The sequence below is a fragment of the Paenibacillus sp. VTT E-133291 genome, assembly GCF_002264395.1.
In the GTDB taxonomy this organism is placed as follows: Bacteria; Bacillota; Bacilli; order Paenibacillales; family Paenibacillaceae; genus Paenibacillus_AQ; species Paenibacillus_AQ nitricinens.
The window spans coordinates 22,979-36,310 of the sequence record NZ_NFVA01000030.1; the positions used below are offsets into that span (position 1 = coordinate 22,979).

The 13,332-nt window shown below is 45.3% G+C and carries 13 protein-coding genes; 2 read left to right on the forward strand and 11 right to left on the reverse strand.

The window, feature by feature from the left end; genetic code table 11:
• Positions 1 to 71: 71 nt before the first annotated feature.
• The 9 genes from CA598_RS14055 to CA598_RS14095 form a co-directional block, all read right to left on the reverse strand.
• Complete coding sequence (locus tag CA598_RS14055) at positions 72 to 1,130, reverse strand: ABC transporter substrate-binding protein (RefSeq protein WP_094876902.1); 1,059 nt, start codon at positions 1,128 to 1,130, stop codon at positions 72 to 74.
• Between the two features lie 48 nt (positions 1,131 to 1,178).
• Complete coding sequence (locus tag CA598_RS14060) at positions 1,179 to 1,511, reverse strand: 4Fe-4S dicluster domain-containing protein (protein ID WP_094871020.1); 333 nt, start codon at positions 1,509 to 1,511, stop codon at positions 1,179 to 1,181.
• The gene (locus tag CA598_RS14065; RefSeq protein ID WP_094876903.1) at positions 1,508 to 3,115 is read right to left on the reverse strand and encodes an FAD-dependent oxidoreductase; all 1,608 of its coding nucleotides are present in this window, start codon (positions 3,113 to 3,115) and stop codon (positions 1,508 to 1,510) included. The genes CA598_RS14060 and CA598_RS14065 overlap by 4 nt, the downstream gene beginning before the upstream one ends.
• 23 nt (positions 3,116 to 3,138) lie before the next feature.
• Complete coding sequence (locus CA598_RS14070; RefSeq protein ID WP_094876904.1) at positions 3,139 to 4,026, reverse strand: ABC transporter permease; 888 nt, start codon at positions 4,024 to 4,026, stop codon at positions 3,139 to 3,141.
• A gap of 36 nt (positions 4,027 to 4,062) precedes the next feature.
• Entirely contained in the window at positions 4,063 to 4,866 is an 804-nt protein-coding gene (locus CA598_RS14075) for an ABC transporter permease (protein WP_094876905.1), read from the reverse strand.
• 138 nt (positions 4,867 to 5,004) lie between these two features.
• Positions 5,005 to 5,781, reverse strand: a complete 777-nt coding sequence (locus CA598_RS14080; RefSeq protein ID WP_094871028.1) for an ABC transporter ATP-binding protein — start codon at positions 5,779 to 5,781, stop codon at positions 5,005 to 5,007.
• A gap of 181 nt (positions 5,782 to 5,962) precedes the next feature.
• Positions 5,963 to 7,246: an ArsB/NhaD family transporter gene (locus CA598_RS14085; RefSeq protein WP_094876906.1), complete on the reverse strand. Its 1,284-nt coding sequence runs from the start codon at positions 7,244 to 7,246 to the stop codon at positions 5,963 to 5,965.
• Positions 7,247 to 7,408: 162 nt separating this feature from the next.
• Positions 7,409 to 7,669, reverse strand: a complete 261-nt coding sequence (locus CA598_RS14090) for a hypothetical protein (protein ID WP_094876907.1) — start codon at positions 7,667 to 7,669, stop codon at positions 7,409 to 7,411.
• Positions 7,670 to 7,825: 156 nt separating this feature from the next.
• Positions 7,826 to 8,746: an outer membrane protein assembly factor BamB family protein gene (locus tag CA598_RS14095; RefSeq protein WP_179283667.1), complete on the reverse strand. Its 921-nt coding sequence runs from the start codon at positions 8,744 to 8,746 to the stop codon at positions 7,826 to 7,828.
• Between the two features lie 283 nt (positions 8,747 to 9,029).
• On the opposite strand from CA598_RS14095, the gene CA598_RS14100 reads away from it, so the two are divergent.
• Positions 9,030 to 10,115, forward strand: a complete 1,086-nt coding sequence (locus CA598_RS14100) for an LLM class flavin-dependent oxidoreductase (protein WP_094876909.1) — start codon at positions 9,030 to 9,032, stop codon at positions 10,113 to 10,115.
• A 605-nt stretch (positions 10,116 to 10,720) separates the two neighbouring features.
• Here the strand turns inward: CA598_RS14100 and CA598_RS14105 are convergent.
• Positions 10,721 to 10,957 carry a hypothetical protein gene (locus tag CA598_RS14105; protein ID WP_076285512.1) on the reverse strand — a complete coding sequence of 79 codons (237 nt, stop codon included), beginning with the start codon at positions 10,955 to 10,957 and terminating at the stop codon, positions 10,721 to 10,723.
• Positions 10,954 to 11,961, reverse strand: coding sequence for a TIR domain-containing protein (locus tag CA598_RS14110; protein WP_094871036.1), 1,008 nt, complete (start codon positions 11,959 to 11,961; stop codon positions 10,954 to 10,956). Before CA598_RS14110 ends, CA598_RS14105 begins: the two co-directional genes overlap by 4 nt.
• Before the next feature lie 157 nt (positions 11,962 to 12,118).
• Between CA598_RS14110 and CA598_RS14115 the strand changes: the two genes are divergently transcribed.
• Complete coding sequence (locus CA598_RS14115; RefSeq protein WP_094876910.1) at positions 12,119 to 13,270, forward strand: N-acetylmuramoyl-L-alanine amidase family protein; 1,152 nt, start codon at positions 12,119 to 12,121, stop codon at positions 13,268 to 13,270.
• Positions 13,271 to 13,332: the final 62 nt, after the last annotated feature.

Consider the following 13,332-nt stretch of genomic DNA (forward strand, 5'->3'; position numbering starts at 1 on the left):
CCTCCCCAAAAACTCGCTAGTACATGTTATTCTAGACAGCTTCAAATTCAGTTTTCGCTTTCCAGCCATAGTTATTTCAGCTGCCAATCGCTAATATTAAAGTCTTTTTTCGCTAGTTTTTCTTCGACAAGGAAGTTCTTGGTACCCTCTAGTAGCTTGGTTCCTTCGTCAGTAAACGCGGTATCTTTGATATCACTGATTGGATTTACTTGCTTCGCCAGCTCTGGCGTTGTATCTCCGATTTCAGCCAGAAATTGATAATACTCATCCTCATGCTGCTTCAGATCTGCTAAAGCTTTCTCACGAGCCTCGTTCCACACCTTCGGAAAATCAGGGAATTTCGCCAGATAGTCCTCAGACACAACAGTTGCACTGGTGCCAAGCAGATTCGGATGCTTCGAGGCATCATCTAAATGAGTGTAGCCTTGGTCAATTAACTTCAGCGCAGGAACACCAAGATTCGTTGTAGCATCTACATCTCCACGGGCTAAAGCTGCGGTAGCATCCGGAATGAGCATATGCACGAGTTTGTAGTCAGTTACGCCTTCCTCCTGAAGTAATCCAACGACATAACGGTGCATAAAAGAGCCTTTTTGAATGGCAATAGTCTTCCCTTGCAGATCTTTCACCGTCTTTGGTCCATCTTTCTTACCGATTAGATAACCGATAGTGTTGGCTGAGGATTGTGAAATCAGACGTGTCTTGGCACCAGAAGCATAAGCAATAATAGCAGGTGTATCCCCAAGGCTGCCGATATCTAATCGACCACTAATTAAGGATTCTGTCTGATCGGGACCGTTTGGAAAGCCCGTAAGCTTCACTTCAGTAATGCCATATTTCTTCAGCTCTTCTTGAATGATCCCTTTATAAAATCCCCAGCCCTCCGCGCCACCTGGCACATTCAACTTATTAGAGCCTATAAAACCAAAGTTCAGTACCGCTGAAACGTTACTTTCGGATTTGCCTCCAGATTTCTCTGTACTAGAGCCGCCGGATGCAGATGCTCCATTACCTCCAGCGTTATTTCCGCAAGCCTGAAGTACCAGCATAACCATCATAATCGTAGTTAAAAGTGCAAATCGTATCCTTTTAGAACGTTTCCCTTGAATCTCTCTGTACGCTGGTTTCATTTCTTTCTCCCCCTAGATTTATGTTATTTATCTTAATCTTAATCAAGGTCAGAACCCTGCCCTCGACGCCAATTGGTACATAAAGTCATGACTTGCTACCGGTTGTCTGCCTTTGCCCCAGCCTACCTTTTCACGATAACCACCAAGTAATCCCTGCTCCTCTAGCCCTGCCTCTGTCACCCCAATCACTTTCTCTGAATCTGGCGCAACGTAGAGAGCATCCACAGGACAATACAGCTCACACATAAAGCAAGTCTGGCAATCGCTCTGCCGGGCAATAACAGGAATGCCATCCTCTACCCGTTCGAAGACATTGGTCGGGCAGACCGATACACATTGGTTGCACTCTACACATCTGGCAGCGCTGATCACCTCAATCACGATAGAACCCCCTCCTTGGCCACGACTTCTGTCTTCACCCATACCTGATCCAATCCACCGCTAATTAAGCGATGATGCTGTTCTTGATCCGTTCCCTTAAAATCTTCACGCTTATGCATGCCCCTCGTCTCCGTACGGGCAAGGGCGGAATTGTACATCCAACGGGCAGTTGCAGTCATGGCTTCTGCTTCACGCGCTTTAACCCCTTCAGGGGTACGCTGAATCTCACGGCTACGCTGTTCTTTCCACAATTCATTCAGACGGCCTAATGAAGAGGTCAGCCCTTTGTCCGTACGGAATAAATTAATGTCATACGGCTTCACTTCAGCCTGCACAGCAGACACAACCTCTGACGTATGAGCTGATACTCCAGGCTTCACTTCTTGATGAACCAGTGGAGAAGATGATAAGCCGACTGGATTACGGTACGCTGCATTCGAGCCAAGGCTCTGCGCATAGATAGCAGCCCCTTCTCCTGCAAAACTGCCGGATGACATAGCCCAAGCCGCATTATGGCTGCCACCACCAGTAAATCCCCCGCAAATTAGCTCACGAGTAGCTGCATCTCCTGCCGCATAAAGTCCGGGAACACCTGTGCCACAGCTTTCGTCTGTGATATGAATACCACCCGTCCCACGAACCGTTCCTTCGAGACGAAGCGTAACCGGAAAAGCATCCTTGAAAGGATCGATCCCTTGTCGATCAAAGGGTAGAAAAAAGTTCGTCTGCGCCACCCGCAGAAGAGGTCTTAAATCTTCTGGTGCTCCATCCAACTTGGCGTATACCTGATTGCCTGCTAGCAGATTCCGAGCGATAACTGAACGCCCTTTCTTGGAACCCGCCCCTTCCACAATGCTTCCATCCTCATAATAAAAGCTGGCATAGTTGTAATATGCTGTCTTGGTTACAGAGGAGAACGTAGGGCAGATCGCGTAGGCATTAGAGAATTCCATGCCGGACAAGTTCGCCCCAGCCTCAGCTGCAAATAGATAGCCATCACCAGTAAGCACGTTGCAACCAAGCGCCTTACTTAGGAAGGCACAACCCCCAGTAGCAATAACGACTGCCCCTGCTTGAACCGTCCAGGTATCACCACTCTGGGTATGGACCCCAGCCGCTCCAGCTACGCCATGCTCATCCGCAAGGAGCTCCATGGCTGGGCTATGATCTAAAATTTTAACGCCCGCCTTTTTCACCAGCTTACGCATTAATTTCATATATTCCGGTCCCTGAAGACTTTTACGATACTGGTTACCCTGCTCATCTACAGGGAATGGATATCCTGAAACGCCAAGTTTGTTCATATTGGCATAGGTACGGTCTAGCACTCGGTCCATCCAGCGGGATTCAGCCAACTGACCGCCCAATGTATAACGACTTGCTTTGGCCTCCTCCCGGAGCTTCTCATCCGGCTTCACATACCAGACTCCTGTTCCTGAGGGGGCGGTTGCACCGCTCGAACCGCAGTAGCCTTTATCTGCGAGGACAACTTTCGCACCCTTCGCTGAGGCCGTAAGGGCTGCCCACGTTCCTGCCGGTCCTCCACCTATAACAAGCACATCCGCCACCAAATTCAACGATCCTTTTTGTATCGATCCACGCATAGCTCAAGACCTCCTCAAATGATTTACCCTTCGTAACTATCGCGCCAGAACAGGAACTTACGTTCAATGATTCGGAACAATGAATCGATCAGCTTACCGACGATAGCGAATATAATAATGCCTACAAACACAACCTCTGTATTGGAATTCTGCTTCGCCTCATTGATAAGGAATCCAATGCCTGACTGTGATCCAATGAGTTCAGCTACAACAAGACCGATCCATGCTACAGCCAAAGACAGCCGTAATCCTAACAAAATTCCGGGCAATGCTGCTGGTAAAATCAGCCTGCGCAGCTTTTGATAAGGGCTAAAACCTAACACCCGAGATACCTCGAATAGCTTATTGTCCACATTGCGTATGCCCATAAATGTATTAATATAGAGCGGAAAGAATGACCCTGTCAGAATGATCACTATTTTGGACATTTCCCCAAAGCCGAACCATAAAATGATCAGCGGTGCTATAGCTAGATGAGGAACAAGCCTAAGTACCTGTACACTGGGATCGAGCACATACTCCACACTGCGAAACAAGCCAGTCAGTACTCCAAATAAAAGGCCTAGAACGCCTCCGATAAGAAATCCAATTCCCGCCCTCCCCATACTGACACCTAGGTGATGAGTTAACTCTCCAGTCACCAATAGGCCTGTAAAAGCTCTGGCGATCGACAATGGAGTCGGCAGAAACTGCGCAGAGATCATTCCGGTGCTTCCTGCCAGCTGCCAAAGAATGAGCGTCACCACCGGAATGATAGCGCCCGTTCCCCAATCTGACAGTAGAGATTTCCATGCTATAGATACCGCCGATTTCTCCAATTTCTTAGTCGATATAGGAGCAATATCACTGCTATCTAGCGATTCTCTTGCTCTGGTAGTGTTTTTTAAAATAGCTTCTACTCCATCGCTCATGGCGTATCCCCCTTTCGTTTCATGCGCGTTTTCTGTTTATCCGCGATAGTTGTCCTGCCATCTCAGCAGCCATCGTTCAATGTAGCGAACAAGAGAATCACTCACCAGTCCTGCAATGGCAAAAATAATAATTCCCACGAACACCACAGGTGTATCCGCGAATTGACGCGCGTCCGACATCGTATACCCAATGCCTGAAGTGGAGGCAATCAGCTCTGCGACTACCAGACCTAACCAAGAGAGCCCCAAGGAAAGGCGTACTCCGAGAATAATATTCGGCAGCGCCGCTGGAAGTACTAATCTTGCAATTTGCTTTATAGGGCTAAATCCAAGCACTCGAGATACTTCGAACAGCTTGTTATCCACGCCGCGGATGCCCATGAACGTATTAATATACAGTGGGAAAAATGCCCCCTTAGCAATCAATAACACCTTCGACTCCTCACCGATGCCGAACCATAAGATGAACAGCGGCACTACCGCCAGACTCGGGATCATACGAATCATTTGCAGGGATGGATCTAGCAATTTCTCTGATCTGCGGAACAGACCTACGAGAATGCCTAATAGCAGACCAAGTCCACCACCGAGTAGGAATCCGGAAAGGGCTCTGACCAAGCTGATCCTAAAGTTCGGCCATAAATCTCCTGAAGCGGCCAAGGCTACAAAAGATTCAGCAATGGTATACGGCGTCGGGAACAACATATCTGAGATCATTCCGTAGTGTCCAAGAGTCTGCCACAGAATCAGTACACTGCCCGGCAGCAGGAGACCCAGTCCCAAAGTCGTTACCTTTCCGGGGCGTCCGGAAGTTCTTACGGCCATCGCCCGATTTGTCATACTCTGCACCCACCTTTTTTAAGCTTTACCTTCACTTTAAATAACAAAAAGAGACCCTCGAATGTTAGTTCATTTCGAAAGTCTCCATCGGTATGGTCGACATCTTTATAGTCATTAAACTACTTAAATTTGTGAATTCTATATTCCTGCCCCATCAATAAGCTCAAGCTCATCGACTTTTTCAAAATAATTCAGTACCTTCAGGCGTAGCTCTTGAAAGGAAGACGTTGTTTTTTTACGTGGATACGGTAAATCTACCGGTACAATCTTACGTATTTTTCCGGGGCGGGGTTCTAGAATCACTACCCGATTACCTAGAAATACAGCCTCATCAATATCATGCGTTACAAAAATCATGGTTGTTTTGTTGGCCCTCCAAATGTCCAGCAAGACCGTCTGCATATGCGCTCTAGTGAATGCATCCAGTGCACCAAACGGTTCATCCAGCAACAGAATTTTTGGATTTCGCAGCAGCGCACGGGCTATCGCTACCCGTTGGGCCATCCCTCCCGATAACTCCCGGGGATAGGATTTCTCAAACCCATTTAGCTTGACGAGATCAATCAACTCATCGACCTTGCGTCTAATTTCCTTGTTGCCTAGCGTCAAATCGGAAGCAATATTCTTCTCTACGGTGAGCCAAGGAAATAGACGATGCTCTTGAAAAATAAACCCCTTATCGATGCCGGGACCTCCAATTTCCGTCCCTCCTAAGGTAACACTCCCCGTATATCCACTGTCCAAACCGGCCACGATGCGCAGCAGCGTGCTTTTTCCGCAGCCACTGGGCCCGATGACCGTAATGAATTCGCCCTCTTGCACATGGAGATCAACATTATACAGTGCCTGAACATGCCCTCCGGCAGACTCAAAACGTTTATTTAGATTTGAAATCGACAGCAACGCTTCTCCCATCGTGACCCCTCCTTCAATTCTGTATACAAAAAAAACAGAGGTATTGCGCTTTTACATTCGCAATACCTCTGTAGGAACAGTCGGTAATTATTATTCAAAGTAAATCAATTGGAATTATAATATTTAAAATATCATCCATTTGAAAAGCTGTCAACAATAAAACTTTTTCAGACACACTTGTTCACATTAGATATCTTAAATATAAATATACACTTGAGATCACAATGGACAGCAGCATTAAAGGGAAACCCACCTTCAAATACTTCATAAATGTAATCGGATAGCCCTCCTTTCCAGCTAGACCCGCAACGATCAGATTAGCACTGGCACCGATCAATGTACCATTGCCACCCAAGCAGGCACCCAAGGCTAGACTCCACCAGAGGGGATCCAGATTGGTAATCCCCATCTGCCCCATCTCCTGTATTAAAGGAATCATCGTTGCTACAAAAGGAATGTTATCAAGAAACGCAGAAGCTATTGCACTGACCCATAAGATCATCATCGAGCTCATGAGCACATCCCCACCCGTTAAATCAATTGCTTTGGCAGCCAGCTCCGCGATGACACCTGTTTCGACGAGTCCTGATACCAACACAAACAATCCGATAAAAAAGAAGATCGTAATCCATTCCACGCTGTGAAAAGCTTTTTCCAGCATGTGTTCTCCTCCAGTTAATAAGAGCAATAAAAAAGCCCCCGCTAAAGCAACTGTAGCGGACTCCAAATGTAATGCCTGATGTAAAAAGAACCCGGTAATCGTAATTCCGAGTACAACCAGGCATTTTCGCAGCAGCTTATGATCCGTAATCATTGCTTTCTCATCCATGTCCATGATACTCTGCTGCAATTCTGGTGTGGATTTAATTTGCTTCCCAAACATCAGTAATAGGAGCGGGATATACGCCAACATAATGATGATAATCACGGGTGCCAGATTGTTGATAAAAGACATAAACGTTAGCTCTTTCACAGCACTGCCAATCATAATATTCGGCGGATCTCCAATCAATGTTGCTGTTCCACCGACATTTGATGCGATAATTTGTGACATCAAAAAAGGCAGCGGATTTATGCGCAATTGCCTTGTAATACTGAAGGTAACGGGTACCATTAGCAGTACTGTTGTCACATTGTCCAAGAAAGCTGAAGCGAGTGCAGTAATAACAAACAAGGCAATCAGTATCCGTCTCGGCTTTCCTTTTGCTAACTTAGCTGATTTCACAGCCGCATATTTAAAGAGTCCTGTCTCTGCAGTAATCCCTACAATCATCATCATCCCCACAAGTAGTCCAAGGGTATTAAAATCAATATGATGCAGTGCCGTCTCCTGATCCACAATGCCCATCGCTACCATAACAATAGCGCCTAACATCGCTAAGATTGTACGGTGAATTTTTTCGGAAATAATCAGTCCATAAATCAGTAGAAAAATACCTATTGCCCAAATCGCTTGCTGTTCCATGTTATCCCCCGGTCCTTCTCTTTAATTTCGTTAATGTATAACCTACTCATTATATAACCTATTTATCATAAAATAGATTTGTTTTTTTCACACTGGAATTGTGGATATCCATAAAAAAAACGACCCCACCGAAATTCTTCGGCGAGCCGCTTAGATGTTCTACTATTTCATCTTGAGAGCCTGCGGCTCCGTAAAAGCAGTTAACTTCCCTTTGCTCTGCACAATGATCATACCGCTTTCCAGCAAGGTTGGTCCAAATACTCTATCCGAAGTTTTGAGCTGCACCATCGGTTTTGCGGAAATCAAATCTATTGCGATTAATTTGCCGTCGGTCTGGGCGACATACATACCATGTCCCAGTAGATCGAAGCGGGCAATCGGATTGCTGATTCCACTATACTGAACCGCTGACTTATTCGCCATTTTAACACCATAAATGCTTTGTCCGTTGCTGAAGAGGATTCTTCCATCATAGGGACCCGCCGCGTAGGACAGCTTATCTCCAATGGATTCGTAGGAATAATTATCGCGTATTACGGTAGAAGGGTCAGCATTGACTGGGTAGCTGTAGACTCCTTTTTATCCTGTTATAAGAATTCTGTCACCATCACTCCAGGCACTGCCCCCCTTTGGTGCCTCGGGATCATTTGGGTCTATATTAGCAGGGTTATAAACGACTGTCTTCACTACTTTACCTGTCTTAACATCCAAACTATCGAGTGTAGTAAGAGGAAGAGCATCGAATAAGGTAGCCTTTCGTTGTGTGATAAGCGTTCCGTTAATCTCAGTAATCGGAAAATAATAATCTCTGTTATTCCAAAGTTCTTTACCCGTATTTCGATCAAAGGCATGTAGAATGTCATACGTATACGCTCCGGATTCTGAGTTTTGAGCTAATATCAGGTTTCCCTCAACCATGAACGGTTCATACAGCTTTTCACCGAAATTATCACGCCACTGCAATTTTCCATCCTTTAGATTGAAGGCATGAATATCCCCATTGGCGGCAAAAAGCTGATCTTTATCAATAACTAATTGGCTGATGCCTTTACTGTTTGCTGATGAACTCCATTTATTTTTTCCAGTAGCCGCGTTGACTGCGTAGATCGTGCCCGCTTCTGAAGTCACATAGGCCACGCCATCTTGATAAAGTATCGGAGCCTTTAATTTGGAGCCGTATTTCCACATTACTTTTCCCGTCTGGGCGTTAATGGCTAAAAGCTGGCCCTTTTGAAGGATAAAAGTTTTACCTGTGCCGGCTGCAACAACGCCCTTACCCATGAGGTAGTCTGTCGATATATCTCCTAAAGTTGGTAAATCCATCGTGGTTGACCACTCAACCTTTGCAGCAGGCAGGTTTGCATAATAGTCATCAAAATTTGAGCCTATATACGAGGTATGTGAATCAACCACAGCAGCTTGTACAGGATTTACCATAAACAATACTCCTAAACCAATAACTGTAGCACGAAGACATGATTTCAATAATGTTCCTCTCACGGCCCAACTCCTCCTCATATGTACCTCATTTCCCCATTTCAAAAAAGCTGTGTGTACGTGATTCCCCTCATTAGGATAGATTCTCAAAATCAAATATAATACTAATGAAGATGAGAATGTAAAAACATGGATTATTATTCCTCATTTTGCCATTAACAAAAGAAGAAATCAAAACATTTACTCATAAACTTACATTTTGTAAGTAATTGTGTTATAATAATCACATTCTTTCATAAAACGAACAAGATCCAACAAATATATGAATAACAAGGGGTTTGTGAACATGAGTAACGAGGTAACCACAGCATCAGCATCCGATTTTGAATTCGGTATCTACACTTTAGGAGACATTGTAGCGGATTGTCATACCGGTAATAAGATCAGCCCGAAACAACGACTCGACGAAGTGATAGCTGCGGCCAAGCTGGCAGATGAAGCAGGGCTTGATGTATTTGGTGTAGGTGAACATCACCGACTTGATTTTGCAATTTCTTCGGTTCCAGTCGTTCTGGCAGCCATCTCTCAGGTTACCCGTAGAATCAAGCTGACGAGCGCCACTACTGTATTAAGCACCATTGATCCTGTGCGCGTGTTCGAGGATTTCGCCACACTTGATTTACTGTCAAATGGCCGCGCAGAGATTATTGCCGGACGTGGTGCTTTTGTGGAATCTTTTCCGCTCTTTGGATATGAACTTGAAGACTATCATAAGCTATTCGCCGAGAACATTAATCTGCTCTTGGAGCTGAATAAGCATGAAATTATGAATTGGGAGGGTTCCTTCCGCTCATCCTTGAAGGATTCTGAGATTGCACCACGCCCTCTTCAGCAAAGCCTTCCTGTATGGATTGGTGTAGGTGGTTCTCCTGAAAGCGCGGAGAAAGCTGGAGCACTCGGAACTGGAATGGCCATCGCCATTCTTAGCGGCAGTCCAGAACCTTTCCAAGAGCTTGCCGCTACTTATCGACGCGCTGGAATTCAGGCGGGGCATGCTCCTGAGTCATTAAAGATTGCAATTACTAGCCACGGCTACATTGCTGAAACCTCACAGCAGGCACTCGATGAATATTACCCGTACTACTATAGCTATCGTAATTCCATCAGGCCAAAACCTGGACAAGAATACAACGTCTCTCGTGACGACTTTGGACGATATGTATCTGTTGATAACACAATGGCTGTGGGCAGCCCGCAGCAAATTATTGAAAAAATCCTCTATCAGCATGAGCTGTTCGGCCATAGCCGCTTTATGACTCAGCTCGACATCGGCGGCCTTCCTTACGCCAAGGTAGCCAAAGCTATTGAACTATTGGCAACTGAGGTCGCCCCTGTTGTACGACGCGAGATTGCCAAGAAGAATAGCCGATAGAGCTGGAGGCTGTCTCAGTAAGCACAGTAGCGCTTCTCCTGTTAATGGAGAAGCGCTACTATGTGCTGCTGCAACATTGTTTGTGGCTTGGTTGCACTATGACTTGCTGCAACACGTTATGTAGAGCGCCCTCACAACGGCTGAGTTGATCCTACTCAAAAAACAAGGCTGAAGAATTGAAACGGAAGCTCATCTTAGGAATTAGGGAATATCTCCCTAATAATCGAAGGTTTCTGCTCATTAAACTAACAATTAGGGAATATCTCCCTATAATTGACCTGATTCGGTGATAAATATAGATATTGCTCTTATTTTTAGGGAGGAATTCCCTGATTCCGTTCATTTAGGGTAATTACCAACTATTTTCAGGGAGTTTTTCCCTAATTACTCTAAATAAATCTTTCATTAGTCCTCGTCTCACATCACATCCCACAATGGACATATTATTTCCTCTATTTATCCATACCTATCGCTGATCTAGAGAAAGCCTGCAAATGCGCTGCTTTTTGTGCAAATATTCTCTTCATTAATCGATCCTTACATTTACGCAAAAAAAAGCTGCCCCCTAAGTAGATTCACTACTTTCGAGACAGCACTTATGCTCTTTACGCAAAGGATGGTTTATTGTTGTCTACCTTCCCGCTAATAAGCTTCTTATATTCATCGTCTCCACCATCTAAAGAAGGCGCAGTATAAATTTGAGCTGAAGCTGGTTGCTGAGCGGAATGGCTCGACCCTGTTTTGCTTGTGGTATTCTTATTATCTTCTGCACTCCTGCTTCCACCACTTGCAGAGCGGAGAACAGCACCCGATAAGTTGTTAATACCCTTTATTCGCTTCATGCTGAATCCTCCCCTACTAAATGATTGATGGTACGGAATAAATCCTGATTATTCGCAACTACCGCCTTAAGATCATCCGCAGATAATCCATCACTCCCTGAAAAGTGTACGGAAAGAACATACTTCTTACCTAGAGGATAGCATAGGATATATACCTCCGCAACTTCCGTGCGTTGAAAAAAAGTCCATTTGCTCGATAAAAATGCATCTACCACACTAGGCTGCTTCTCCTTCCCTTTCGTTACAGTCAAGGAATAGGAGTGCCCACGTCCGACATTTCCTCCCACCTGAACAAGCTGTTCTTTCTCTTGAGCCTGCCAGATCGCAGCACCGATCACACGACAATGCTTCGGAGGTAAGAAAGAATTGCGGATCGCCTCACTGAGTGCGTGATACTTCTCTCCATCCTCAGAGATGGTCACATTACTATTATATTGCCAAAAAAAATGAAGGATACTTTCTTTGCGCCTTAATTCCATCTTTAGCTGCTCTAAATCTTTCACCGGGTCACGGAATTTCCCAAACCCCTGGACACTATCAATAATCTTACCACAGCTCACATCCACAGCAGCCGTAGGATTATCATGGTGCATCTCATACTCTAAAGCTGTAATTCCCGACAAATCGGACAATAGATGATATTCTTCAACATTCTGTCCAGGGATTAAATCATCGCGGGCAGTCACCTGATCCGGCACTAAGCAAAAGACGCGGTTACGCCGTAATCTGGCCCAAAACAATCCCATTTCAAACCCCGTATTATCACGAGTCACATAATAAAATTTACCGCGTATTTTGGCAACATCATCTGGCGAGAACACAAATACGGCAAAATCACTCTCATCCAAATTTCTCTCCAATGCCTCCATCGTGTATTCATTCGCTCGAAAGGCATTGGCATACCAAGGATGTACTTCAGCATCCCTCTTCAGCTGCTCATGAATCGCTCTTGCATAACGTATGGATTCCCTGGAAGATCCAATGAATAGCTTTGGTTTAGTCACGGCAGTGCTCCTTCATCCTTCCCGATATGTAATAATTATACAAGTCTTTAGACCACCGGAAAAGAGGCCAAGTTCTCATAAATATCTCAAAAAATATTATTCTAAACCTCGTAAAATGGGTAAAAAATTACGACTACTTTGAAAAAGCGAGGATACTATGAAAAAAATGATAGGTGTCACATGGCTTGCAGCAAGCCTTATGGGTATAACAGCGTCACAGCCTGCTGAAGCTAAAACGGCAGCCGTTAGTTATACCGCTCAGGTATACGCGAACTCTTTAAATGTACGCAATGAGCCGGCAAAGAATGCAACTGTTGTAGGATCTATTAAGAACGGAGCAAAAGTAACTGTGACCGATGAACAGCACGGGTGGTTAAAGGTTAAGACGGGGAACACCTCTGGCTGGGTAGCCGGCTATTACCTTAAAAAGGTGAACAATAGCTCCAAGCCATCTGGCGCTTCTGGATCATCGGTAGCTTCCAAACCCAGCACTATTTCTTCCACCTCAACCAGCGCCTTGAGTAGTACCACAAAGGTTACAGTTACGGCAGATTCACTACGCGTACGAAGCGGTCCAGGCACACAATATAAGGTGCTCGGTTCTTTAAAAGCTAAGGATACAGCTACCCTCCTCCTTCATCAGAACGATTGGGCACGAATTCGAACAGCCAGCGGTGACATCGGTTGGGTCGCAGCGCAATATATCCGATCTGGAACCACGCCAAAAAGCACAAGCACTACAAGCAGTATTTCACGCACAGGGAATTTGCGAGGTAAATTAATCGTCGTAGATCCTGGTCATGGCGGCAGTGATCCGGGAATGCTTGGCACTACATATAACACCATGGAAAAGGATTTGAATCTGCAAACTGCAATTTATGTTCGTGATGCCCTTGTAGCTAAAGGTGCACGGGTAGAAATGACGCGTACCCGGGAGGATCAGAAGCCTACACTCGCTCGGCGTGTTCAGATGAGTGAGGCTCTGCGTGCAGATGCATTTGTAAGCATTCATTATAATTCTTCTCCGAAAAAGGTGTCCGGGACACTAACCTTCTTTTATTCCGAATCGGATGATCTGAAGCTCGCTCGGGCGATTGAAACCAGACTTGGGCAAGGCATTGGTCTAAAGAGCAACGGGTTGTCCTTTGGTGATTATCATATCCTTAGGGAGAATCGCATACCAGCTACCTTAGTTGAACTCGGATTTCTTACCAATCCTACAGACGAGTCTATTGTCCGTAAATCCTCCTATCAGAAAAAAGCAGCCAAAGCGATCGCTGAAGGATTGGCAGACTATTTCAAAAACTAATCAGACGTACAAATAATCAGTAAAGAAGCAGGCTAGGAAATTCCCTAGCCTGCTTTAAGTTT